Annotated in this window: 25 protein-coding genes and 1 pseudogene; 13 read left to right on the forward strand and 13 right to left on the reverse strand. The window is 63.4% G+C overall.

Annotated features, from left to right (window positions below):
• Positions 1–131 precede the first annotated feature (131 nt).
• Entirely contained in the window at positions 132–1,031 is a 900-nt protein-coding gene (locus tag FJ930_RS03065) for an AraC family transcriptional regulator (RefSeq protein ID WP_246676791.1), read from the reverse strand.
• Between FJ930_RS03065 and FJ930_RS03070 the strand changes: the two genes are divergently transcribed.
• Both FJ930_RS03070 and FJ930_RS03075 read left to right on the forward strand, forming a co-directional pair.
• Positions 1,030–1,581 carry a carboxymuconolactone decarboxylase family protein gene (locus FJ930_RS03070; RefSeq protein ID WP_141834686.1) on the forward strand — a complete coding sequence of 184 codons (552 nt, stop codon included), beginning with the start codon at positions 1,030–1,032 and terminating at the stop codon, positions 1,579–1,581. The two genes, FJ930_RS03065 and FJ930_RS03070, sit on opposite strands and share 2 nt — an antisense overlap.
• Positions 1,582–1,662: 81 nt before the next feature.
• On the forward strand, positions 1,663–2,049 hold the full coding sequence (locus tag FJ930_RS03075; RefSeq protein WP_140742596.1) for a hypothetical protein: 387 nt from the start codon (positions 1,663–1,665) through the stop codon (positions 2,047–2,049).
• Positions 2,050–2,253: 204 nt separating this feature from the next.
• On the opposite strand, the gene FJ930_RS03080 is transcribed toward FJ930_RS03075, so the two are convergent.
• The gene (locus FJ930_RS03080) at positions 2,254–2,949 is read right to left on the reverse strand and encodes a ribonuclease HII (protein ID WP_141834688.1); all 696 of its coding nucleotides are present in this window, start codon (positions 2,947–2,949) and stop codon (positions 2,254–2,256) included.
• A gap of 153 nt (positions 2,950–3,102) precedes the next feature.
• Positions 3,103–4,257 carry a PA0069 family radical SAM protein gene (locus FJ930_RS03085; protein ID WP_140742670.1) on the reverse strand — a complete coding sequence of 385 codons (1,155 nt, stop codon included), beginning with the start codon at positions 4,255–4,257 and terminating at the stop codon, positions 3,103–3,105.
• A 148-nt stretch (positions 4,258–4,405) separates the two neighbouring features.
• On the opposite strand from FJ930_RS03085, the gene FJ930_RS03090 reads away from it, so the two are divergent.
• On the forward strand, positions 4,406–4,933 hold the full coding sequence (locus FJ930_RS03090) for a glycosyltransferase (RefSeq protein WP_141834690.1): 528 nt from the start codon (positions 4,406–4,408) through the stop codon (positions 4,931–4,933).
• A 116-nt stretch (positions 4,934–5,049) separates the two neighbouring features.
• Here FJ930_RS03090 and moaB read toward each other — a convergent pair whose 3' ends face one another.
• From moaB to FJ930_RS03120, 6 genes are all read right to left on the reverse strand, one after another.
• A complete protein-coding gene (moaB, locus tag FJ930_RS03095) occupies positions 5,050–5,604 on the reverse strand; it encodes a molybdenum cofactor biosynthesis protein B (RefSeq protein ID WP_141834692.1) in 555 nt (184 codons plus the stop codon).
• 1 nt (position 5,605) lies between these two features.
• Positions 5,606–6,493, reverse strand: coding sequence for a 4-(cytidine 5'-diphospho)-2-C-methyl-D-erythritol kinase (locus FJ930_RS03100; RefSeq protein ID WP_141834695.1), 888 nt, complete (start codon positions 6,491–6,493; stop codon positions 5,606–5,608).
• Between the two features lie 26 nt (positions 6,494–6,519).
• On the reverse strand, positions 6,520–6,705 hold the full coding sequence (locus tag FJ930_RS03105; protein WP_013896713.1) for a membrane protein: 186 nt from the start codon (positions 6,703–6,705) through the stop codon (positions 6,520–6,522).
• 140 nt (positions 6,706–6,845) lie between these two features.
• Complete coding sequence (locus FJ930_RS03110) at positions 6,846–7,709, reverse strand: S49 family peptidase (RefSeq protein WP_141834698.1); 864 nt, start codon at positions 7,707–7,709, stop codon at positions 6,846–6,848.
• Positions 7,710–7,787: 78 nt separating this feature from the next.
• A complete protein-coding gene (locus FJ930_RS03115) occupies positions 7,788–8,588 on the reverse strand; it encodes a methyltransferase (RefSeq protein WP_140742584.1) in 801 nt (266 codons plus the stop codon).
• The gene (locus FJ930_RS03120; protein ID WP_140611048.1) at positions 8,589–8,813 is read right to left on the reverse strand and encodes a DUF2007 domain-containing protein; all 225 of its coding nucleotides are present in this window, start codon (positions 8,811–8,813) and stop codon (positions 8,589–8,591) included.
• A gap of 291 nt (positions 8,814–9,104) precedes the next feature.
• Here FJ930_RS03120 and FJ930_RS03125 point away from each other — a divergent pair, with 291 nt between their 5' ends.
• The 5 genes from FJ930_RS03125 (at position 9,105) to FJ930_RS03145 (ending at position 14,082) form a co-directional block, all read left to right on the forward strand.
• Entirely contained in the window at positions 9,105–10,121 is a 1,017-nt protein-coding gene (locus tag FJ930_RS03125; protein WP_140697689.1) for a polyprenyl synthetase family protein, read from the forward strand.
• A gap of 102 nt (positions 10,122–10,223) precedes the next feature.
• Entirely contained in the window at positions 10,224–10,892 is a 669-nt protein-coding gene (locus FJ930_RS03130; RefSeq protein ID WP_140611052.1) for a GntR family transcriptional regulator, read from the forward strand.
• Positions 10,893–11,082: 190 nt separating this feature from the next.
• A complete protein-coding gene (locus FJ930_RS03135) occupies positions 11,083–11,676 on the forward strand; it encodes a biotin transporter BioY (RefSeq protein WP_141834701.1) in 594 nt (197 codons plus the stop codon).
• Between the two features lie 38 nt (positions 11,677–11,714).
• Entirely contained in the window at positions 11,715–12,164 is a 450-nt protein-coding gene (locus FJ930_RS03140; RefSeq protein WP_141834704.1) for a DUF1284 domain-containing protein, read from the forward strand.
• A gap of 142 nt (positions 12,165–12,306) precedes the next feature.
• A complete protein-coding gene (locus tag FJ930_RS03145; RefSeq protein ID WP_141835127.1) occupies positions 12,307–14,082 on the forward strand; it encodes a tetratricopeptide repeat protein in 1,776 nt (591 codons plus the stop codon).
• A 78-nt stretch (positions 14,083–14,160) separates the two neighbouring features.
• Here the strand turns inward: FJ930_RS03145 and FJ930_RS03150 are convergent, their stop codons facing one another.
• Positions 14,161–14,622, reverse strand: coding sequence for a GNAT family N-acetyltransferase (locus FJ930_RS03150; protein ID WP_140742578.1), 462 nt, complete (start codon positions 14,620–14,622; stop codon positions 14,161–14,163).
• A gap of 259 nt (positions 14,623–14,881) precedes the next feature.
• On the opposite strand from FJ930_RS03150, the gene FJ930_RS03155 reads away from it, so the two are divergent.
• Positions 14,882–15,862, forward strand: a complete 981-nt coding sequence (locus FJ930_RS03155; protein WP_181176369.1) for a glycine--tRNA ligase subunit alpha — start codon at positions 14,882–14,884, stop codon at positions 15,860–15,862.
• Here FJ930_RS03155 and FJ930_RS03160 read toward each other — a convergent pair.
• Complete coding sequence (locus FJ930_RS03160; protein WP_141834707.1) at positions 15,859–16,038, reverse strand: hypothetical protein; 180 nt, start codon at positions 16,036–16,038, stop codon at positions 15,859–15,861. The two genes, FJ930_RS03155 and FJ930_RS03160, sit on opposite strands and share 4 nt — an antisense overlap.
• A 229-nt stretch (positions 16,039–16,267) precedes the next feature.
• On the opposite strand from FJ930_RS03160, the pseudogene FJ930_RS03165 reads away from it, so the two are divergent.
• From FJ930_RS03165 to FJ930_RS03175, 3 genes and pseudogenes are all read left to right on the forward strand, one after another.
• Positions 16,268–16,660 (forward strand): annotated as a pseudogene (locus FJ930_RS03165) (DUF559 domain-containing protein).
• A 195-nt stretch (positions 16,661–16,855) separates the two neighbouring features.
• Positions 16,856–19,165, forward strand: coding sequence for a glycine--tRNA ligase subunit beta (gene glyS / locus FJ930_RS03170; protein WP_141834710.1), 2,310 nt, complete (start codon positions 16,856–16,858; stop codon positions 19,163–19,165).
• A gap of 156 nt (positions 19,166–19,321) precedes the next feature.
• Positions 19,322–19,645: an ATPase gene (locus tag FJ930_RS03175; RefSeq protein ID WP_141834713.1), complete on the forward strand. Its 324-nt coding sequence runs from the start codon at positions 19,322–19,324 to the stop codon at positions 19,643–19,645.
• 72 nt (positions 19,646–19,717) lie between these two features.
• On the opposite strand, the gene FJ930_RS03180 is transcribed toward FJ930_RS03175, so the two are convergent.
• Together FJ930_RS03180 and FJ930_RS03185 are read right to left on the reverse strand one after the other, a co-directional pair.
• A complete protein-coding gene (locus tag FJ930_RS03180) occupies positions 19,718–20,107 on the reverse strand; it encodes a hypothetical protein (protein WP_141834716.1) in 390 nt (129 codons plus the stop codon).
• A gap of 127 nt (positions 20,108–20,234) precedes the next feature.
• Positions 20,235–20,669, reverse strand: a complete 435-nt coding sequence (locus FJ930_RS03185; protein WP_348642708.1) for a hypothetical protein — start codon at positions 20,667–20,669, stop codon at positions 20,235–20,237.
• Positions 20,670–20,855: 186 nt separating this feature from the next.
• Between FJ930_RS03185 and FJ930_RS03190 the strand changes: the two genes are divergently transcribed.
• Positions 20,856–21,830: an L-threonylcarbamoyladenylate synthase gene (locus tag FJ930_RS03190; protein ID WP_181763259.1), complete on the forward strand. Its 975-nt coding sequence runs from the start codon at positions 20,856–20,858 to the stop codon at positions 21,828–21,830.
• Positions 21,831–21,833: the final 3 nt, after the last annotated feature.

Below are 21,833 nucleotides of genomic sequence, written 5' to 3' on the forward strand. Positions count from 1 at the left end.
CGCGGACATGAAGCCGCCCGGGCAACTTGGCGGCTTTTTTGTTACGCGCGGATAATCTGCCCCGTTCCGACCGCGAGATCGACTGCGAGGAGGCAATGGAGCCGCCGCCTTCGAAGGTTTCGGCGAGCATCCTATTGTGGTTGGCTAATATCGCGCGGCGGGTGCCCGGTGACTCGGCTGAACACCCGCGAGAAGGCGGCCGCGCTGTCGTAGCCGACCTGTGCTGCGACCGTCTTGACAGGTTTGCCCTTGCCAAGAAGCTGGCGCGCGATCGTGATGCGCCAGACCGTCAGGTATTCAATCGGTGGCCGACCGACCAGCTTCCGAAAATGCTCGGCGAAACGCGTGCGTGACATGCCTGCGACTTCGGCGAGCTCCTCGAGCTTCCAGGGCTTCTTCGGCGCTTCGTGTATCGCCGTCAGCGCCTTGACGAGGCGTGGGTCGGCGAGCCCGGCGAGAACGCCGGTCGAGACAACGCCGCATTCAATGACGTGTCGCACGATCAGGATCAGGAGATACTCGAAGAGCCGGTCGAGCGCCGTCTGGCGGCCACCACCTTCCGCGAACGCTTCGCCGACCAGCAGGTCACAAACCGGCCGCAGCGCCGGATGCTCCGCGAGCGGCAGGACCACGCATTCTGGCAGGCCCAGTGCAATGGGATTGCCCTCCGCACCCCCGAGTTCGACGGTTGCGCAGACAAGGTCGGCCCCGCGCCTGGAATCAACCGCGAAGTCATGGGTCCGCCCACGCGGAAAAAACAGCAGGGTTGGCTTAAGGAATTCGAGATCGGCCTCTCCGCTCCGGCTGACCCTGAGCTCGCCAGCCTTGAGCATGTGCAGATGACCCAAACCAGTGAATTGCAGCGCGTGGCACAGGGTCCCGGTGAAGAACGTCTGAGCGGTTGGCGTGACATGGGTAAAGAGGGCGGCCAACGGGTCCATTGGGACGATCAGCAAAGTTATTGGCACCGAAGAGTACCTGGAGTGCTGCATATAGGAGCGGCGTGCAATCAACACAAGGAACTCTGACATGCCCCGTATCGCTCCTATCGACACTGCCCATGCCGACGCTGCCGTCCAGACCACGCTGGCGGGCGTCAAAGCCAAAATCGGCATGGTGCCGAATCTTTTTTCCACCTTCGCCCAATCGCCCGCCGTGCTGAACGGCTACCTCGCTTTGTCCGATGCCCTTGGCAAGGGCGTGCTCACGGCGAAGCAACGCGAGATCATTTCGCTCGCTGTCGGGCAGGCGAACGAATGCTCTTATTGTCTCTCAGCTCATACGCTGATGGGCAAGGGCGCAGGCTTGTCCCCGGAAGGAATTCGCAAAGCCCGCGAGGGCAACGCCGAAACCGCGCTGGACGCCGCCGTTGCTTCGTTGTCGCGTCGTCTCATCGACGTGCGGGGGCAGGTCCTGGATGCGGATCTTGTCGCAGCGCGTTCGGCCGGTCTCGGCGATGCGCACATCGTCGAGATTGTCGCAAATGTCGCCATCAATGTGTTGACCAACTACACCAACAACGTCGCGTTGACGGAGATCGATTTCCCCAAGGTCGACGTCGAACTGCGCTCTGCCGCCTGACCTGATGGGCGCGGCGGCGCACAATCGGTCCGCCGCCGCGCCCGTTTGCCTCAAAACCTTCAAACGCAATCGGAGAGTGTCATGAATATTCGTTTCGTCACAAAGACCGTTCACGCCTTCCTCGACTATCCCGTTGCGCTGAGCCTGACAGCCACGCCGTTCCTGCTCGGACTTGGCCGCGGCAATCCGTCGGCGCTCTGGGTGTCGGTCGCAGCCGGCGTGGCCGCGTTCATCCTGACCCTGTTCACCGATCACAGGACCGGTGTGTTCCGTGTGCTGCCATATTGGCTGCATTTGGCGGTTGACCGTCTCGTCGGAATTATTTTCGTCGCAGTGCCCTTCGCGCTCGGCCTCCAGGGTCTGGACGCCTTGTACTACTGGGCAAACGGCGCCGCGGTTCTCCTGGTCACCTTCGTATTCAACGCTCCCAAGGGTGAGAATCGCGCGATGGGAGCGGTGCACACCTGAAAGCTGGTGGGAAATCACTGGACAGCGGCTGAGTTGTCGCTGCTGTGACAAGGTCGGCGCCGAGCTTAAGCCTTGATGGTACACCCTATGAAATTGCGACCCCTGGCGGTCAGCGCCGGTCGATCCCGTTATTGGCTAAGCGAAATCAGAAGCAGCCATTCGGCTGTGCGTTATGCGGGAAGTGGCCGATAGCGGACTAAGTGTTTAATCCAGCCCTGCGAGGCCCTCTTCTTCAATGACCTCGGCACCGCCCAGTCTGAACGGCGCGAAGGAGACGCGGTGAAGCCGTGCGACCGGGCCATGCGCCTCGATCGCCGTGCGATGCCGGGCCGTGGCGTAGCCCATATGGACCTCGAAACCGTAGCGTTCGTGGTGGCCACCGCAGCCGCACATCATGCGGTCGCGCATCACCTTGGCAACGATGGAGGCGGCGGCGATCGACTGCGAGCGCTGGTCGCCCTTGATCAGCGCGCGCCCATCGCAAGGCAGTCCCGGCGGCACATCGCGACCGTCGGCGAGCGCGAGCTTGGGTTTTACCGGCAGGCCGACCAGCGCGCGGCGCATTGCTTCCAGGCTGGCCTTGAGGATGTTGCTGTTGTCGATGCCTTCGGCGCTGATCGACGCCATCGAAACCCCAAGCGCGGAGCCGATGATGCGCAGGAAAAGCGCCTCGCGCTGCAAATGGCTGAGCCGTTTGGAATCGTCCAGGCCTTCGGGGATGTTGGCGGGGTCGAGCACCACCGCGGCGGCGACGACAGGCCCGGCCAGCGGACCGCGGCCGGCCTCATCCATCCCCGCGACCGGCCAAAGGCCGTCGGCCATCGCCTTCATCTCGAAGGAGAAATCGGGTTTCTCGACGATTTCGAAGAGAAGCGGAGAATCGGAACGCGCGCGAGCCATGTTGCGGCGAGGTTCGCATTGGCTCCGATTCTCCGCAAGTCCCTCCGGGTCGGGTGGGGCGCCGGACCGGGAGGGCACCGTCTGCAGGCCGGGGCAGGCCGGACGGGATTTTTTGCTTGGCAGCAATGAAACTGCCGCAGCGCTTTGGTGTCTTCAGAGCAGCATCAACTGCTCCTGGTCCTTTCCGGCCGCGACGAATTGGTCGGTCCGCAGGGTGCGCCGCTCGGCGTTGAGACCGAGTCGTTTGGCGGTGATCTCGAAGCGGCGGCCGATCTGCCAGGCATAGGGTCCGGCGCCCTTCATGCGCTTGCCCCATTCCGAATCGTAGTCCTTGCCGTCGCGCATCGAGCGGATCAGCGACATCACGTGGCGATAGCGGTCGGGATAGTGGCGCAGCAGCCAGTCCTTGAAGATCGGGCTGACTTCCAGCGGCAGGCGCAGCACGACATAGCCCGCCTCGCGCGCGCCGGCGGCACGGGCCGAATCGAGGATCCGTTCCATTTCCTGGTCGGTAAGGCCGGGGATGATCGGCGCCACCATCACCGAAGTTGGAACGCCGGCATCCGAAAGCTGCCTGATCGCTTCTAGCCGCTTGGTCGGCGTCGACGCCCGCGGCTCCATCGTCCTGGCCAGCATGCGATCCATTGTCGTCACCGACAGCGCCACCTTGGCGAGCCCACGTTCGGCCATGCGCGACAGGATGTCGATGTCTCGCGTCACCAGAGCGGATTTGGTGACGATGCCGACCGGATGGCCGCGCGCTTCCAGCACTTCGAGGATCTCGCGCATGATCCGGTACTGCTTCTCGATCGGCTGGTAGGGGTCGGTGTTGGTGCCGATGGCGATGGTGCGCGGCTGGTAGCCATCCTTAGACAGCTCCTTGTCGAGCAGTCGCGCCGCATCCGGCTTGGCGAACAGCTTGGATTCGAAATCCAGGCCAGGCGACAGGCCCATGAACGCGTGTGTCGGCCGCGCGAAGCAATAGACGCAGCCATGCTCGCAGCCGCGATAAGGGTTGATCGACCGGTCAAAGGAGATATCGGGCGATTCATTGCGGGTGATGATGGTGCGCGGCTTTTCCACCTGCACCTCGGTCTTGAATGGAGGCAGTTCTTCCAGGGAACTCCAGCCATCATCGAAAACATGCCGGCTGACAGGTTCGAACCGGCCGGACGGATTGATGCCCGCCGACCGGCCGCGGTTGCGGTCCGGACGGATGCGCATGCCGCTCTGCTCGATCATCGCATTGGCCATCTCGGCTCTTCCTGCTCCGAAGGCGGCAATGTCTGCACGCATGATCGGTTCCATCTTTGCCCGCTCCCAAGGACTGTCCATGTTGTGTCGAATCGCTCTGCTCATGAAATTATTCCTATTTCGCCGACGAGAACAAAGCAAGAACTTTCTATATTGCGCTGCAAAACTGGCACTCTGCGCGGCTTTCCGCTATTCGGCTGACATGCTCAGTGTTCTCATCGAAACCCGCAATGACGAGGAGGCTCTTGCCCGCACGCTCGGCTCGCTGATTGGCGGCGCGGTCGAGGGCCTGGTGCGCGAGGTCGTCGTCTGCGACACCGGTTCCACCGACCAGACGCATTATGTCGCCGAGCACGCCGGTTGCCAGTATGTGGCGAGTGGCGGTATCGCCGCCGGTATCCGGCAGGCCAAGGGCGACTGGCTGCTACTGCTGGAGCCGGGCGCTCGGCTGGTGGAGGGCTGGATCGAGGCGATCATCGCCCACACGGCCAGGCAAACCATGGCGGCGCGATTCTCACGCGCGCGGGGTAGCCGCGCGCCGTTCCTGGCCCGCGTCTTTTCGGGAAACCGGGCGCTCGCCGAAGGGCTGGTGATCAGCAAGCGTCAGGCCGCGTCCCTGTCGAAGAACGCCGGCAGCGCCGAGGCTCTGGCGCGCGGCCTGGCGACAAAGAAACTCGATGCCGAGATATGGGTCGCCCCGGCCAAGCAGGAACACCGCTCTCCGAAGTGATTTTTTGCAACGGCTGTTTCGTTGCGCATTGCAGAAAATGTGACGCGGATTAGCGGAGGCGCCGGTGCCGTTCCGTTTTGGAAATGGCGCTTGGAAAGCCATTCAGCCTTTGGTTCTTACGGAGCGGCTTTTCCGCGCCGCAGATGCTCGTCCAGGCGCGGCATGATCTCGACGAAGTTGCAGGGCATGTGCCGGTAGTCGAGTTGCGCCTTGAGGATGCCGTCCCAGGCGTCCTTGCAGGCGCCGGGCGAGCCCGGCAGCACGAAGACGAAGGTGGCGTTGACGACGCCGCCGGTTGCCCGGCTCTGGATCGTCGAGGTGCCGATCTTGTCGTAGGAGATGCGGTGGAACACTTCCGAAAAGCCGTCCATGCGCTTTTCGAAGATCGGCTCCAGCGCCTCCGGCGTCACGTCGCGCCCGGTGAAGCCGGTGCCGCCGGTGGTGATGACGACGTCGATCCCTGTGTCCTTCGACCAGCCAAGCACCTTGTCACGGATTTTGACACGGTCGTCGGTAACGATATCGCGGGCGGCCAGGATGTGGCCGGCCTCGGTGATGCGGTCTGCCAGCGTCTGGCCGGACTTGTCATCGGCGAGGCTGCGCGTGTCCGAAACGGTCAGCACCGCAATGCGCACCGGAATGAACGAACGGCTCTCGTCAGTCGTGGCCATCTCACTCAGCCTCCGATGTCATGCTGCGCGTTGCCGCGACGAACCAGTCGGGCTGGCGGCTTCGGATCTCGGCGGCCGCGCGCTTGGCGACATTGCCGGTCTCGAACAGGCCGAAACATGTCGCGCCCGATCCGGACATGCGCGAAAATCCCGATCCGGCCTTGTTCAGCCATGAAAGCGCCCTGCCTATCGCGGGCTGCATGGCAACGGCCGCCGGCTCGAGATCGTTGCGGGTGACCTCCAGCCAGTTGCGCAGGCTATGAAAATCGATACTGCGCGGCAACGGCGGCAATGGCTCGTTGTCGCGCCGGGAAAGAGCCGCGAAGACGTCCGCCGTCGGAAGCGGCGTTCCAGGATTGACCAGCACCAGTCCCAACGCTGAAAAGTCCGGCACCATCGACAGTTCGTCCCCAATGCCGCGCGCCACCAGCGGCTTTGCCGCCAGGCACATCGGTATGTCGGCGCCAAGCGAGAGGCCGATCCGCGCCAGTCCGGCGCCGTCGATGTCCAGGCCCCATGTCTGTGCCAGCCCGCGCAGGGCCGCCGCCGCGTCGCTCGATCCGCCGCCGACGCCGGAGGCGACCGGCAGGTTTTTCTCGAGCCTGATGACGACGGGCGGAGTTCTTTCGGATGCAGCCGATTTCCGCAAGGCATCGCGCGCCTTGAGTACAAGGTTGCTGTCGTCCAGGGGAACTGTCGGCGCATAACGGCCGGACACGATGAAACCGTCGCTGTCGGCGAGCGCGATCTCGACCCGGTCGCCAAAACGCGTGAACACCGCCAGGCTTTCGATCAGGTGATAACCGTCGGGGCGCCTGCCGGTGATATGCAGCGCCAGATTGATCTTGGCATGCGCATGCCAGGTGCGCGAACCTATGTCGGTGTCCACGGCGTCAGTCGTGTGCGAGATGATGCTCAGTCCTTGGCCAGCCGGTATTCGCCGGTCTTCGGATCCTTGACCAGCGTTCCCATCGCGCCATTGGCCGCCTGCTTTTCGGTGCGCCGCACCTTGGCCGTCACGCGTTCGGCTTCCCTGACGAAAGTGCGGTAGCCGAAATAGGCGGCGACGCCAACGACGGTGAAGAAAATGATCTGCGGCATGTCAAAACTCCTCCCACGCTGGGCCGGCGAACGCGACCGGTCGGGTCGGTTATGCATGTTGCCCAAAAGTGTGTTCGGTTTTGGGAAGACGACCATGCATTAGACTTCAAGCCTTCATGCTAGACGGTTTTGCCGGCTTTTCAAAGCCCGAAGCGAGCCCACAGTGCGCGCTCTTCCGCCGCATCGATGACGCCGCTGGCGGCCGCGGCGGCGATATCTGGCGCCGAAAAGCCCTTGCTTGAGCCGAACAGGCCGAAGCGGCCGAGGAACCCACGCGGCGCCGACACCAGTCTGAGTTGCGTCTTCGTCCCAAATCGGGTCTTCAGCACCGTGCGCATGTCGCCGAGCGCGTCGACGAGGCCAAGCTCAAGACCCCTTTTGCCGGTCCAGAACAGGCCGGTGAACAGGTCCGGGTCGTCCTTCAGCCTGGTACCGCGCCGCTCCTTGACGAGATCGATGAACGTGCCGTGCACCTCGAGTTGCAGTGCCTTCAGCCGCTCGACATCTTCCTTCTTCTCGGGCTTGAACGGATCGAGCACCGCCTTATTCTGGCCGGCGGTGTAGACACGGCGCTCGACGCCGATCTTCTTCATCAGCTCCGGAAAGCCGAACGAGGCCGAGACGACCCCGATGGAGCCGACGATGGAGGACGGATCGGCGAAGATCTCGTCGCCGGCGACCGCGATCATATAGCCGCCCGAGGCCGCGACGTCCTCGACGAAGACCAGCACTTTCTTGTTCTTTTCGTTCGCCAGGTCGCGGATGCGCTTGAAGATCAGCCGCGACTGCACTGGCGAGCCGCCGGGCGAATTGATCGAGATGGCGACCGCCGGCGCATCGAAGGAGAAGGCCTTCTCGATGAGGCCAGCGGTGGAGGCCAGCGACAGGCTCGGCCGGAACGGGCCGCCACCGGCCATGATGGTGCCATGCAGCCGGATGACCGGAATGGTGACGACGGTGGAGCGCCAGGATTTCGGCAGCAGTCGGTTGAAAAGACGTTTCACGAGAGGACGGTCTCCGGTCGATGGTTGCAGGCATGTAGGGATTTCCCGGCCAACGGCAATGTGGCGGCCAGGAATAGCTCAATCTCCAAACAGCGAGGCGAGACCATTGGTGATCATTTCGCTGCGCTCGTCAGGGCCGTTGCCCGACTGCGGGTGAAGCATCAGCGGCGGGCGGATGGCGAGTTTTCCCCGCGCGCCAAGCGCTGCGCGTACGACGATGCGGATCGCAGTCGCGTCGGGGCGAGGGTGCACGGCCAGCATCTCGGCGTCGCCGAATCGGCCGGCGATCGCATCGAGAATGGCGCCGAGCTGTTCGGGTCGCGCGATGATGGCAAGCCCGCCGCGCGGCCTGACCACCGCCGCCGCGCTGCGGATCCAGCTTTCGAACAACCCGTCTTCCATGACATGGGCTTCCTTCCGCAGGCGCTCTGGCGTGGCGCGGTCCCGTGCGGCGTTGAAGGGCGGGTTCATGATGACGAAATCGAATTCATTGTCGGCGAGGCCGGCGGCGGCCCGGGCCCGGCCCGACACCGTGACATCGGCGACAAGCACGGCTGCGCGATCGCTGAGATGCGCATTGCCGGGATGGGCAAGCGTGGCTGAGGCGAAGGCCGCCATTTCCGGCGCACGTTCAACAAGCACGGCAGCCGCACCCGGGCAGCGCGACAGCACCGCGAGACCGGCGGCTCCGGCGCCGGCGCCGAAATCGGCGAGGCGTCCGCCAAAGGCGGATGGCACGGAGGCCGCCAGCATCATCGCATCCATGCCGGCGCGGTGGCCGCCGTGCTTGGGCTGCACAAGCCAGAACCGGCCGCGATGGAAGGCGTCGACCGTATGGGCCGGTGTGTCCGGGGCGAGGGCGGCTGGCGCGGCCGACATTTATTTCCCGCGTATCTCGTTGGCGATGCCGGCGTCCCTCAGGATGCGCCGTGCGGCGTCGGCCTGCTCGGCGTCGACCATGACGCGCCGCGGCAGGATGCCGAGCGAGCCGTCGAGAACGCTCATGTTCTGGTCGGCGACGAAGCAGCCGATGCCGGCATCGCGCATCAGCGATTCGACAAAGGAGATGATGACGGCGTCGTTGGTGCGGATGAGCTCTATCATCGGGCGAAACTCTCAGTTTGCGGCGCTGATGTAAACGGGGACGTGAATTCCTGGCATTTCCAGGCACCCAGATTCACCTCTGAGCGACGACATGGTCGCGGCCCCACCCTGTCGACCGCCAGCTGTCCACCTCGCATCGTCGGCAGAGCCTCGCTCCCTGCGGTATCGGTTGACACGCTGTCATCGCCGCCGCGCCAATTCGCCACTTGCCGTGGCCATGTCCGCCGCCCTAGAGTCACACTGGGATTAAGGGTGCCGTCGCACGCGTTATACCAAGGCGGGAGAGTTGTCGTGGGTGTCGTTCTCAACATGGAAAATGGGAAGCGGGAACCCGCCTCCATCAAGGATCTGATCGATCTGACGGCGGGCGACATGGGACGTGTCAACGAATTGATCCTGTCCAAGGCCGGCTCCGATGTCGAGATGATCCCGGAGGTCGCCAACCACCTGATCTCGTCCGGCGGCAAGCGGCTGCGGCCGATGCTGACGCTGGCCGCAGCGCAGATGTTCGGCTATGCCGGCGAAGGCCACGTCAAGCTCGCCACCTCGGTCGAGTTCATGCACACCGCCACGCTTCTGCACGACGATGTCGTCGACGAGAGCGGCATGCGGCGCGGCAAGAAGACCGCCCGCATGATCTGGGGTAACCAGGCCAGCGTTCTGGTCGGCGACTTCCTGCTCGGCCAGGCCTTCCGCATGATGGTCGATGTCGGCTCGCTCGAGGCGCTCGACATCCTGTCGAGCGCCGCCTCGATCATCGCCGAGGGCGAGGTCATGCAGTTGGCGGCGGCCAAGAATCTGGAGACGACCGAGGACGAGCACTTCGCCGTGATCAAAGCCAAGACCGCCGCGCTGTTTTCGGCCGCTGCCGAGGTTGGACCGGTCATTGCCCTGGCGACCCGCAATGATCGCGCCGCACTTCGCTCCTATGGCATGAATCTCGGGCTCGCTTTCCAGCTCATCGACGATGCGCTGGACTATGGCGGCACCAGCAAGGACCTGGGCAAGAATGTCGGTGACGATTTCCGCGAGGGCAAGGTGACCTTGCCGGTCATTCTCGCCTACCGGCGCGGCACCAAGGCCGAGCGCACCTTCTGGAAACGCGCCATCGAGGACAATGTCGTCGATGACGCAGGCCTGGAAAAGGCGATCGGCCTGATGACCCGACACGGCGCCATCGCCGATACGATCGGGCGCGCCCGCCATTTCGGCGAGATCGCCCGCGACGCGCTGGCGCCGTTGGAAGAGACGCCGCAGAAATCGGCGCTGATCGACGTCATCGATTTCTGCATCAGCCGGGTGAACTGAACGGCGTTTCTCCGGAATTTCCCCGGCATTGTGTTGGGGAATGCCGGCAACCACGGTCTCGCCGTCTCGACAAGCTGCCCTGCCGCAAATTATCTATAAAATATGGCAAAGGGCACGGACGACACCATAGCGGTGCGCATCAGCAAGGCGCTCGCGGACCGCATCATCTCCGGCGCGATCGAGCCTGGTGCCCGGCTGCGCCAGGATCATGTCGCCGAGGAATTCCACACCAGCCATGTTCCGGTACGCGAGGCGTTCCGCCGCCTGGAGGCGCAGGGGCTCGCCGTCAGCGAGCCGCGCCGCGGGGTGCGCGTCGCCGCCTTTGATCTCGGCGAGGTCAAGGAGGTCGCTGAAATGCGGGCAGCACTCGAAGTGCTGGCGCTGCGCCATGCCGCGCCGCATCTGACGTCGGCCATTCTCGATCTCGCCGAGGAAGCCACCAAGGCCGGTGACAAATCCCGCGACGTCAGGTCATGGGAAGAAGCCAACCGCGCCTTTCACCGGCTGATCCTGGCGCCGTGCGCCATGCCGCGGCTGCTCGCCACCATCGATGACCTGCACGCCGCCAGCGCCCGCTTCCTGTTCGCGGCATGGCGATCGGAGTGGGAGACGCGCACCGATCAGGACCACCGGGCAATACTGACCGCCTTGCGGCAGGGAAACACCGAATCGGCCGCTGCGACGCTGGGGCGGCATGTCCAGTGGATTGGCCGCAAGCCGGTCAGGACGGCCTCGGGAGCGACGCGCGAAGCCTTCGCGATCGTGGGTTGATGCATGTCGCCCGAAAGTGGCCTCGGTTTTTTGGCCGAGCGACATCCATAAAACAAGGACCTGAAGCGCGTTGTGACGTGCTTCAGACAGTCTTTGCCCTGGGGAGGCTTGCTATCTCCGGAGAAATGTGGATTCGATAATAGATCGAAAGCCGAAATTATCTATAATTCCATCGATCGAAGGAATCCCCATGACAGACATTGCATTCACGTCCCGTAAGCCATCCTTCAGCCCACTCCGGCTCCAGGACCGCTCCCTTGGCTGGCAGGCCGGCGCCGTGGTGCTCGGTACGCTGTTCCTGGCGCTGTCCTCCTATATCGAGGTGCCGATGGTGCCTGTTCCCGTGACCATGCAGACCTTCGCCGTGACGCTCATTGGCGCGCTCTATGGCTGGCGGCTTGGCGCGCTCACCATAGCGGCATGGCTGGTCGAAGGCGCGGCCGGCTTTCCGGTCCTGGCCGGAGGCGCTGCCGGTTTGCAGCATTTCGTCGGACCGACCGGCGGCTATCTCTTCGCCTTCCCGATCACCGGCGCGCTGGTCGGCTGGCTGGCCGAGCGTGGCTGGAACGGCAATAGGGTGGTGTTTGCCTTCGCCGCCATGCTGCTCGGCAACCTTGTCTGCCTGGCGCTCGGCACGGCCTGGCTTGCCGTCATGATCGGTGCCGGGAAGGCCATCACTTTCGGCTTCCTGCCGTTCATCGTCGGCGGGTTGTTGAAGTCGGCGCTCGGTGCGGCGACACTCATGGCGCTTCGCGGCGGCAAGGCGAAGCCGGTCAATCCGTGACGATCGGGCCGTGACGATCGGGCCATGACTATCGGGCCATGACGATCAGGTTGCGCGCCCATCACCTCCTTTGCCTGCTCACCTATGTGGGCAAGGGATACAGCCCCGCCTTCACCGCCAATTATGACGGGATCGCGGAGCGCCTGAGCCGGGGCGAGGACATCCTCCTCGTTTCCGGTCCGGACGATATCTGCGCTCCATTGCTTGATGAGCCTGAACCGCACTGCCTGCGCGACAGCGCGGCCGCACGCGACCAACTGGCCGCGCAGGACGTGGAGGAACTGCTGGCCCGGTCAATCCATGCCGGCGTCCGCCTCGATCTCGGTGCCGCCATGCTGATACGGATGCGGCAGGCATTTTCGACCGGCCTCGTGCGCAAGGCGTGCGGCGGCTGCGAATGGAGCGGGCTGTGCAGCACCATCGCCGCCGGCGGTTATCCCGATACGCGGCTGCAGCGGCCCGTTGACGCGCAAGATTGTCCCTTCTAGCCATGGTTTGTTAATCGGGTGACCCGATTGTGAATTTCATGCGGATTGAAGCGCGACCCCAAAAAGGCCATGCTTTGCCTGGAAGATCGAGTCTACGTCGATCCCGCTGACGCGGAGACGGCGCCTGGCTGAAAGGGATATGATGCAGCAAGGACGTGCGCGCTGGCTGACAAGGCTGGCAATTGTGACCGGCATGGCGATTTCGGCTTTGCCGGCCTATGCCAAGCAATCCACCGAACCGGTCAAGATCTCGTCGTTCTCCGGCGCCTATCTGGCCGCCAGGATCGCCGAAGGCGACAACGACCTCGACAGCGCCATCGCCTATTACAAGCAGGCCCTGGCCTTTAACCCGGGCGACACCGGCCTGCAGCAAAGCCTGATGCTGTCGCTGGTCGCGCAAGGACGCTTCGACGAATCCCTGGTCTATGCCGACAAGCTCAAGGAAGTGCCCGATGTCGAGCGCTTCTCGCGCTTGGCGCTGGCCGTCGATTCCTTCCACAAGAAGGATTTCACCAAAGCGCAGTACTGGCTCAAGCTGTCGCTGGAATCCGATCTGGACCGGCTGATTTCAGGCGTTATGTCTGGCTGGGCACAGCAAGGTGCCGGTGAAGCCGCCGACGCGATGGCATCGATCGACAAGCTGCAGGGACCGGACTGGTTCGGCCTGTTCAAGTCCTTTCACCGCGCGCTGATCGCCGACGCCTCCAACATGCCCGAGAAGGCCGAGGCGATCTATGCCGCGACGTTGCAGGATACTGCCGCCGGCGGTGCGGCTCCCGAAACCTGGATGCGCAATGCGCAGGCCTATGCCTCGTTCCTGGCCCGCAAGGGCGATAAGGCCAAGGCGATCTCGGTGCTCAATCAGGCCGAGGCGTTTTCGCCGGGCAAGCTGGAAGTCGTCGCCTTGCGCGACAGGATTGCCAAGGGCGACAAGATTGCGCCCTTCGTTTCCGGCCCGTCCGACGGTGCCTCCGAGATCCTGCTCGATCTCGCCACCGCGCTCAATCGTGGCGGCGGCGAGCCGTTCGTTCGTCTCTACCTGCAATATGCTCTCGCCTTGAAGCCCGACAGCGATGCGGCGCTTGTGCAGCTTGCCGCGGTCGCCGAGCAATTGAAGGACGGCGAGGGCGCCATCGCGCTTTATCGGCGGATCCCCGATTCTTCACCGCTGAAGGAGCTTTCGGACCTGCAGCTCGGCCTCAACCTTGCCGATCTCGGCCGCCATGACGAGGCGATCACGCATCTCAAGGCATTCGTCGATGCCCATCCCGCCGACATGCGCGCCTATCTGGCGCTTGGCGGGGTCTATTCCTCGAAGGATGATTTCCGCTCGGCCGCCAATCTCTACGACAAGGCCGTCGAGGTGCTGAAGACGCCGACCGCGGCCAACTGGAACATCTTCTACCAGCGCGGCATCGCCTATGAGCGCCTGAAGGAATGGCCGAAGGCCGAGCCGAATTTCCGCAAGGCGCTGGAGTTGCAGCCGGATCAGCCGCAGGTGCTCAACTACCTCGGCTATTCCTGGGTCGACATGAATACGAACCTGAAGGAAGGCCTGGCGATGATCCAGAAGGCCGTCGATCTCAGGCCGAGCGACGGTTATATCGTGGATTCGCTGGGCTGGGCCTATTTCCGGCTCGGCAGGTTCGATGACGCGGTGCGCGAGATGGAGCGCGCCGTATCGCTGAAGCCGGAAGATCCGGTGCTGAATGACCATCTCGGTGACGCTTACTGGCGCGTCGGCCGCAGGCTGGAAGCCACCTTCCAGTGGAACCAGGCCCGCGCCCTGAAGCCCGATCCCGACGTGCTGGCCGCTTTGCAGCAGAAGTTGATGAAAGGCCTGCCGCCGATCGAGTCCAACACGGCGCAGGAAACCCCTAAGGTCAAGCCTGAGCCGGTGCCCGCCCCGAAGGGCTGAGATCGTCTCTTTCGAATGCGGACGGGGCTCTTTTCAGGGCCCCGTTTTCGTTTGGAAAGGGGTCGATACGCTGCTGTCTCAGAACAGCTTGCGATAGACGACAAAGCCGGAGCGTTCGCCGACCTTGTCATAGAGCTTCATTGCCGTGTGGTTGGTTTCGTGCGTCAGCCAGTATACCCGGCCCGAACCGGCGGCTTGGGCGCGCTCATAGACGCCTTCGATCAGGGCGCGGCCGATGCCCTTTCCACGCGAGGCCTCCGAGGTGAAAAGGTCTTGCAGATAGCAGTTCGGCGCGATCGCCGTCGTGCTGCGGTGGAAAAGATAGTGCACGAGGCCGAGAAGCTGTCCGTCGCTTTCGGCAACCAGGGCATGGACCGGCTCATAGGCATCGAAGAAGCGCGACCATGTCATCGCCGTGATTTCGCTAGCCAGCGCCGTCTCGCCCGAGCGGCCATAAAAGGCGTTGTAGCCGTCCCACAGCGGCAGCCATCGGTCGAAATCCCGCCGTGTGACGGGGCGGACGATGATGGAACTGGGCATGGCTGAACCTGTGTCGCTGGTTGTGAGGAATCGAACAGATCGCAGGCTCTCCGAGCCGGCAATGGGCCAGTCCCCTGCAAAACCTTCAACGTCATGCGGTACGCCCACAGCAGCCCGCATCCGACACGCCTTGCTTGACGCTTCGCCGCCATGTCTCTAGGACGGGCCGGCAAGAGCATAATCCCGAAAAGTGGGTACCGGTTTTTGGAAAAGATCATGCTCGAACAAATAGATAGAGCCCCGTCCCGATTGCGTCGGGATGGAACAGGCTCTAGCCTTTGCTGTCGAGGCCGCCGTGACGATTGAAATCCCCGCCCACATGCACCCCAGCCGTTCGTTCCAGGGGCTGATCCTGACCCTGCACAACTACTGGGCCGCCTATGGTTGCGTCATCCTCCAGCCTTACGACATGGAAGTGGGCGCCGGTACGTTTCATCCGGCAACGACGCTGCGCGCGCTTGGCCCCCGGCGCTGGAACGCCGCCTATGTCCAGCCTTCGCGCCGTCCCAAGGATGGCCGCTATGGCGAGAACCCGAACCGGCTGCAGCATTATTATCAGTACCAGGTGATCCTGAAGCCGAATCCGCCTAACCTGCAGGAGCTCTATCTCGGCTCGCTCGCGGCGATCGGCGTCGATCCGCTGCTGCATGACATCCGCTTTGTCGAGGACGACTGGGAAAGCCCGACGCTAGGTGCCTGGGGGCTTGGCTGGGAATGCTGGTGCGACGGCATGGAAGTTTCGCAGTTCACCTATTTCCAGCAGGTCTGCGGCATCGAATGTGCGCCGGTGGCGGGCGAACTGACCTACGGGCTCGAGCGCCTGGCCATGTATGTGCAGGGCGTCGACAATGTCTATGACCTCAATTTCAACGGCCGTGAAGGCGCCGACAAGGTGACCTATGGCGACGTCTTCCTTCAGGCCGAGCAGGAATATTCGCGCCACAATTTCGAATACGCCAACACGGCGATGCTGCTCAGACATTTCGAGGATGCCGAGGCCGAGTGCAAGGCGCTGCTCGATGCCGGCGCCCCGGCCTCGAACGACAATTTGCCGATACACAAGATGGTCTTCCCCGCCTATGACCAGTGCATCAAGGCCAGTCACGTTTTCAATTTGCTCGATGCGCGCGGCGTGATCTCGGTCACCGAGCGGCAGAGCTACATCCTGCGGGTGCGCAACCTGGCGAAAGCCTGCGGCGAGGCATTTTTGAAGACGCAGGCAGGTGGGTTGGCGGCTTAGCCAACCGCTTTCGGGAATACGGCGGAGATCCTGATCGGCGCCGCCTTCTGACCGCTTGCGCCGTCGATCGTCCGCAATGCTTGCCTTACGCCCGGCATCGAGAAAGCGCCATGGACCTGCGCGGTGAAACAGGCGCTGAGCGCGAGGATCTGCAGAAGTGTGGATGCCGTTTTCATGGTCGTTCAGCCAATAGTTCCCTGCCTGAGCGTGGGTCGCTCCAGCGCTGCGTTCGGTTCATGGAAATCTTTGATCCAAGGACGGGTCGGACTGCCCCGCCCCGACAGGACGAGCAAAATTTCTGGAAAGGGTGACAGCGGCCAGCCGAGTTGCTATGCGCTCTTTACCTCCCCCTGGATGGGGGAGGTCGCCGCGAAGCGGCGGGTGGGGGTGACAGCGCGACGTCCCATGCCAAAACTCGATCGGTTCAAGCTGCGTTCCGCTCAACGGCTTCGTGCGGCAATGACCGACGAGGAACGTATCCTGTGGCGACATCTATGGCGCATCCCGGTTGAAGGCACTCATTTCCGCAGACAGGCGTCCATCGGTATCTATTTCCCCGATTTCATCTCACACCGGCTGAAGCTGATCGTCGAAGTGGACGGCGCCCACCACAGTTTCGATGATCAGCAGCGCCATGACGAGCGTCGAACAAAATAGTTCGAGAGCCAGGGCTATCGCGTCATCCGCTTCTGGAACCACGAAATCAAAAACGAACTGGATTCCGTGCTCGATACAATTTATGCGGCGGTGGAAGAACGAAAGTCACAGCTTGGCCCGCGAGACGCCGAAGGCGCTTGAGGCTGAGACGCCGCCACCCCACCCCGGCGCTAACGCGCCGACCCTCCCCATCAAGGGGAGGGTGAGGAGCCATCCGATGCCCGACCTGCTTCTAGAACTTCGTTCCGAGGAAATCCCCGCCCAGCCGCGCGACCGCAGCGCCGAAGACGCGAGGACGCGCAAACAGGAAAACGGCATGCGGATGGAGAGACTGTGATGCCGGATCTTTTGCTCGAACTTCGTTCCGAGGAAATCCCCGCCCGCATGCAGCGCAAGGCGGCGGGGGATCTCAGGAAGATGCTGACCGACGGTCTGGTCGAGGCGGGTCTGACCTACGAAGCGGCGCGGGAGTATTGGACGCCGCGGCGGCTGACCCTCGACATCCGTGGCCTCACCGCGCGCTCGAAGGATATTCACGAGGAGATCAAGGGGCCGTCGACGACGGCGCCTGAACAGGCGGTGCAGGGCTTTCTGCGCAAGGCCGGGCTGGCTGCGATCGCCGAGGCGCATGTCCATTCCGACCCGAAGAAGGGCGATTTCTATGTCGCCCACATTTCGAAGCCGGGCAGGGCGGCCGAAGAGATCATCGCCGAACTGGTGCCGGGCATCATCCGCGGTTTCCCCTGGCCGAAATCGATGCGTTGGGGGCCGGCCTCGGCCAAGCCCGGCTCGCTGCGTTGGGTGCGGCCGCTGCAATCGATCCTGTGCACCTTCGGCCCGGAGACCGAGGAGCCCGTCGTGGTCGATTTCGAGATCGACGGCATCCGCTCCGGCAACGTGACCTACGGCCACCGCTTCCTCGCGCCGGGCCAAATCACCGTGCGTCGCTTCGACGACTATGTGAGCAAGCTCGAAGCGGCGAAGGTCGTGCTCGACGCCGACCGGCGCAAGGAGATCATCCTTGCCGACGCCCGCAACCTCGCCTTCGCCAACGGGCTCGATCTGGTCGAGGACGAAGGCTTGCTTGAAGAGGTGTCGGGGCTGGTCGAATGGCCCGTCGTGCTGATGGGCGAGTTCGAGGAGGCTTTCCTGGCCATTCCGGCCGAGGTGATCCGGCTGACCATCCGCGCCAACCAGAAGTGTTTCGTGACACGCCCGCAAGGCGTGGGCGATGTGCTATCCAACCGCTTCATCCTCACCGCCAACATCGAGGCCAAGGACGGTGGCAAGGAGATTGCCCACGGCAACGGCAAGGTGGTGCGCGCGCGCCTGTCCGATGCGCTCTATTTCTGGACGACCGATCAAGGCGATCTGCCTGATCTCGGCCAACTCGACGCATCGGCGAAGAAGTTCGGCCTCGATTTGAAAAAGCCGCTCGACCAGCGCATGGCCCGGCTTGATCATCTCGGCGTCACCTTCCACGCCAAGCTCGGCACCCAGGGCGAGCGGGTGGAACGCATCAAGCGGCTGGCGGAAGAACTGGCGCCGATCATGGCAAAGTCGATCTCCCCCCTTGAGGGGGAGATGGCCGGCAGGCCAGAGGGGGTCGTTTCGCATGAAGCGCCGGCATCCTCTGTCCGCGATAAGGCGTTGCGCCCCGTCGGACCGACCCCCTCTGTCGCCTTCGGCGACATCTCCCCCTCGAGGGGGGAGATTACCGCGCTCGCAGGCCGCGCCGCCGTTCTCGCCAAGGCCGATCTCACCACCGAAGTGGTTGGCGAATTCCCGGAACTTCAGGGCGCCATGGGCCGCAAATACGCGCTGCTGCAAGGCGAGCAGCCATCCGTCGCTGCGGCGATCGAAGAGCATTACAAGCCGCAAGGCCCGTCCGACTATGTGCCGAGCGATCCGGTCTCAGTGGCAGTGGCGCTCGGCGATAAGCTCGACACTCTGAGCGGCTTCTGGGCCATCGATGAAAAGCCGACAGGATCGAAGGACCCGTATGCCTTGCGTCGCGCTGCGCTGGGCGTGGTCAGGATCCTGGTCGAAAACCGAATTCAATTGCGGCTGGCTTCCCTCTTCGCGAGCGCTGGCGCACGTTATCCAGGGAGTGGGGCGGATCAGATAAGGGACCTCCTCGCCTTCTTCCACGATCGCCTGAAGGTTTATCTTCGCGACCAAGGCGCCCGCCACGATCTCATCGACGCGGTGATCGCGCCGCAGTCCGACGACCTCTTGCAGATCGTGCGCCGTGTCGAGGCTCTGGGCTCATTCCTCGACACCGAGGATGGAAAAAATCTGCTCGCCGGTACCAAGCGTGCGGCCAATATCCTCGCGGCAGAGGAGAAGAAGAAAACGGTGATCGCCGAAACCGTTGAGCCGGCACTGTTCCGGGAGGAGGCCGAGAAATCGCTGTTTGCGGCGGTGAATCAGGCTGAGAAGCAAGCCGGCGAAGCGATTCAAAATGAAGATTTTTCCGCTGCCATGCTGGCGCTTAGCGCGTTGCGCGAACCTGTTGATTCATTCTTCGAGCATGTTCTCGTGAATGATGAGGACAACGCCGTCCGCGCCAACCGCCTGGCGCTGCTCGCCCGCATCCGCGGGGCCACCGGTCAGGTCGCGGATTTCTCGAAAATCGCCGGTTGATCAGGCCAGACCGGAGCCGGGATCGCGTTTGAAGAAGGCAGATCGCAGGCCCAGGGAAAATATCTTCCGGCCGGCCGTTCGAGCCGGCTTACAGTCATATGACGATGATCTCTCCGTGGCAAAAGGGACGTGTTCCCCAACCCAACGGAGGCTTCCATGAATTCCGATCACGACATCGAAGTGACAGAAGAAACCTCGGCTCCCGCCGAGGCGCTTGAATCCGCTTCCGAAACCGATCGCGCCGCCGCCGCGGCGATCGAAGCCGCCGATCATTCTGACGAGGACGGCGACGAGGAGGAAGGCGACGACGAAGAGTCTGACGACGCCGAAGCCGCCACACTCTCGGGTGACGACGAAGAAGAGGACGAAGACGAAGACGACGCCGAGGACGCGGTGAAGGGCGAAGGCGGCGACGACGAGAGCGAAGAAGAATCCGAAGACGGCGAGTCGGAAAACGACGACAAGGAAGAAGCAGCCTGAGAGTTCAGTACGGCCTGTCGGGAAGAAGGCGGCGCGTCGGCGCCGTCCTTTTTGTTTCCAAACACCGGTTGATCAGTTTTCCAGGATGCTGACGCGCACGCCGTTTTCGTAGACGTCGACCTGGATCAGCGGTTCGCCATCGACGATGGCGCGCTTGGTCGAGGAACTCATCGCGCCGGGACGCTCCAGCATGCGCTGCAGATCCGCGCGTTGATCGTTGGTCCTGAACCAGGCGTCACCCTCATCGTCGCTGTCGTGACGATGGAACTTGTGCCAGTTGGCGCGGTCCTGCCGCACCATCTGCGCCGCGTTGTCCAGTCCATAGCCGTCGCTTGCCTGATGATCGTGATCGGAAATACGCGCCACATAGGATCCGAGCATCTCATCCGCATGGGCCGCGCCGGCGCTCAGAAGTAATGCGAACAAAAGCCCCGCCGCGGTGATGGTTCTGGATTTTCTCATGATCAACCCCCTTTGAAACGAAGAAATCCCGCCCGCCAGAGCCGCCTGGCCAAAGCGCAGTCGGCAGCGGGCGCCGAAGCGTCGTCAATCTTGTCAACTTCTTGGCACGTCCGCCGGCTGGTGGCGGCTACTTGACCTTGCCGACCCCCGAGGCGGGTGGCGTCGGTGCGGCCGCCGGTGCGATTGGCTTCTTCCGCGTGCCCGATGCCGGAGCGGCCGAGGCGGTTGCCTTGGCAGGCGTGGGCGCGGGAGTGGCCGCAGCCAGTGCCTTGCCCCGTGCGGGCGTCGAGAACGCGCTGCCGACGACCCCGCCACGAATGATCATCGGATTTTGCATGAAACCGTGCGGCGCTTCGGGCTCGTTGGGGATCGCCGCCACCTTCTCGTAGGTAACGTCAGGCGCGCCGAGCGCAACGACGGACACCACATCGCTCGCATTGGTGTCGGCCGCCTTCAGGATAAGGATGGAGGGCGTCGAAGCCGGCACGCCGGGAAAAACCAGTGACGAGGCTTGAGCCTCGCCGGTCAACGCCGCCAGAGTGATCCCTAGCAGGATACGCATAGACACGATGGATCGCCCCCTTTGCCCCAGTAGTCACGATGGTAGCGCGCCGGGATTGATGCCGGCTTTCGTGGAAACATAGCATTTTAGGGATTGATAATTCGCCAAGACCCATTCTTGCGTAACAGCCGGCTTGCCCAACCGCCGCCATCGTACTACGCACCCTTCATCTGTGAGGTTACGAGAGTGGCTGAAATACTTGCCGCCGGCGAAGCGTTGGAGCGGGCGCTGACTTTGCTTCAGGGCGGCGATGTCGTCGCCATCCCGACCGAAACCGTCTACGGGCTTGCCGGCGACGCCACCAACGGCATCGGCGTGGCATGCATCTTCGAGGCCAAGGGACGGCCGCGTTTCAATCCGCTGATCGCCCATGTCGCCGACATGGCGATGGCCGAGCGCATCGCGGTGTTCGATCCGCTGTCCAGGAAATTGGCGCTTGCCTTCTGGCCGGGCCCGCTGACGCTGGTACTGCCGCAGCGGCCCGGCAACGGCATTCATCCGCTGGTCACGGCCGGGCTCGACACGATCGCGTTGCGCATGCCGAGGGGCTTTGGCGGTGACCTCATCGCAAAACTCGGCCGGCCGCTCGCCGCACCCAGCGCCAATTCATCCGGCAAGATCAGCGCCACGACAGCGCAAGCGGTGGCGGCGGACCTCGGCGCACGCATCAAGCTGGTGGTTGATGGCGGCGCGACGCCAGTCGGGCTGGAATCGACCATCGTCAAGGCCGAAGATGGGAGATTGCGGCTGCTTCGGCCCGGCGGCATTGCCGCCGGGGAGATCGAGACGCAGATCGGCATGGAGATGTTGCGCGGCGGCGGCGCCGGCGTCGAGGCACCGGGCATGCTTGCCTCGCACTACGCGCCGGGTGCCGCTGTTCGGCTCAACGCCGGCACGGTTGGCAAGGACGAAGCTCTGCTTGCCTTCGGCAGCCAGCGGGCGGAAGGCTGGCATCATGCCGCCGCCTTCCTCAATCTTTCTGAAACGGGTGACCTGCGCGAGGCGGCAAGCAATCTCTTCGCCTATATGCAGCAACTCGACCGCAGCGGCGCACCCACCATCGCGGTCGAGAAGGTGCCCTTCGAAGGGCTCGGTGAAGCGATCAATGATCGGCTATCTCGTGCCGCCGCCCCTCGTGACAACACACAGCCCAAAACATAGTTT

The organism is Mesorhizobium sp. B2-4-15 (assembly GCF_006658505.1).
Lineage (GTDB): Bacteria > Pseudomonadota > Alphaproteobacteria > Rhizobiales > Rhizobiaceae > Mesorhizobium.

Excerpts from the sequence above, each read along its gene's own strand:
- FJ930_RS03070 (WP_141834686.1), top strand. The coding sequence starts at position 1,030 with ATGCCCCGTATCGCTCCTATCGACACTGCCCATGCCGACGCTGCCGTC.
- FJ930_RS03065 (WP_246676791.1), bottom strand. The coding sequence starts at position 1,031 with ATGTCAGAGTTCCTTGTGTTGATTGCACGCCGCTCCTATATGCAGCAC.
- FJ930_RS03075 (WP_140742596.1), top strand. The coding sequence starts at position 1,663 with ATGAATATTCGTTTCGTCACAAAGACCGTTCACGCCTTCCTCGACTAT.
- FJ930_RS03080 (WP_141834688.1), bottom strand. The coding sequence starts at position 2,949 with ATGGCTCGCGCGCGTTCCGATTCTCCGCTTCTCTTCGAAATCGTCGAG.
- FJ930_RS03085 (WP_140742670.1), bottom strand. The coding sequence starts at position 4,257 with ATGGAACCGATCATGCGTGCAGACATTGCCGCCTTCGGAGCAGGAAGA.
- FJ930_RS03090 (WP_141834690.1), top strand. The coding sequence starts at position 4,406 with ATGCTCAGTGTTCTCATCGAAACCCGCAATGACGAGGAGGCTCTTGCC.
- moaB (WP_141834692.1), bottom strand. The coding sequence starts at position 5,604 with ATGGCCACGACTGACGAGAGCCGTTCGTTCATTCCGGTGCGCATTGCG.
- FJ930_RS03105 (WP_013896713.1), bottom strand. The coding sequence starts at position 6,705 with ATGCCGCAGATCATTTTCTTCACCGTCGTTGGCGTCGCCGCCTATTTC.
- FJ930_RS03115 (WP_140742584.1), bottom strand. The coding sequence starts at position 8,588 with ATGTCGGCCGCGCCAGCCGCCCTCGCCCCGGACACACCGGCCCATACG.
- FJ930_RS03120 (WP_140611048.1), bottom strand. The coding sequence starts at position 8,813 with ATGATAGAGCTCATCCGCACCAACGACGCCGTCATCATCTCCTTTGTC.
- FJ930_RS03130 (WP_140611052.1), top strand. The coding sequence starts at position 10,224 with ATGGCAAAGGGCACGGACGACACCATAGCGGTGCGCATCAGCAAGGCG.
- FJ930_RS03135 (WP_141834701.1), top strand. The coding sequence starts at position 11,083 with ATGACAGACATTGCATTCACGTCCCGTAAGCCATCCTTCAGCCCACTC.
- FJ930_RS03140 (WP_141834704.1), top strand. The coding sequence starts at position 11,715 with ATGACGATCAGGTTGCGCGCCCATCACCTCCTTTGCCTGCTCACCTAT.
- FJ930_RS03145 (WP_141835127.1), top strand. The coding sequence starts at position 12,307 with ATGCAGCAAGGACGTGCGCGCTGGCTGACAAGGCTGGCAATTGTGACC.
- FJ930_RS03150 (WP_140742578.1), bottom strand. The coding sequence starts at position 14,622 with ATGCCCAGTTCCATCATCGTCCGCCCCGTCACACGGCGGGATTTCGAC.
- FJ930_RS03155 (WP_181176369.1), top strand. The coding sequence starts at position 14,882 with ATGGAACAGGCTCTAGCCTTTGCTGTCGAGGCCGCCGTGACGATTGAA.
- FJ930_RS03160 (WP_141834707.1), bottom strand. The coding sequence starts at position 16,038 with ATGAAAACGGCATCCACACTTCTGCAGATCCTCGCGCTCAGCGCCTGT.
- glyS (WP_141834710.1), top strand. The coding sequence starts at position 16,856 with ATGCCGGATCTTTTGCTCGAACTTCGTTCCGAGGAAATCCCCGCCCGC.
- FJ930_RS03175 (WP_141834713.1), top strand. The coding sequence starts at position 19,322 with ATGAATTCCGATCACGACATCGAAGTGACAGAAGAAACCTCGGCTCCC.
- FJ930_RS03180 (WP_141834716.1), bottom strand. The coding sequence starts at position 20,107 with ATGAGAAAATCCAGAACCATCACCGCGGCGGGGCTTTTGTTCGCATTA.
- FJ930_RS03185 (WP_348642708.1), bottom strand. The coding sequence starts at position 20,669 with ATGCGTATCCTGCTAGGGATCACTCTGGCGGCGTTGACCGGCGAGGCT.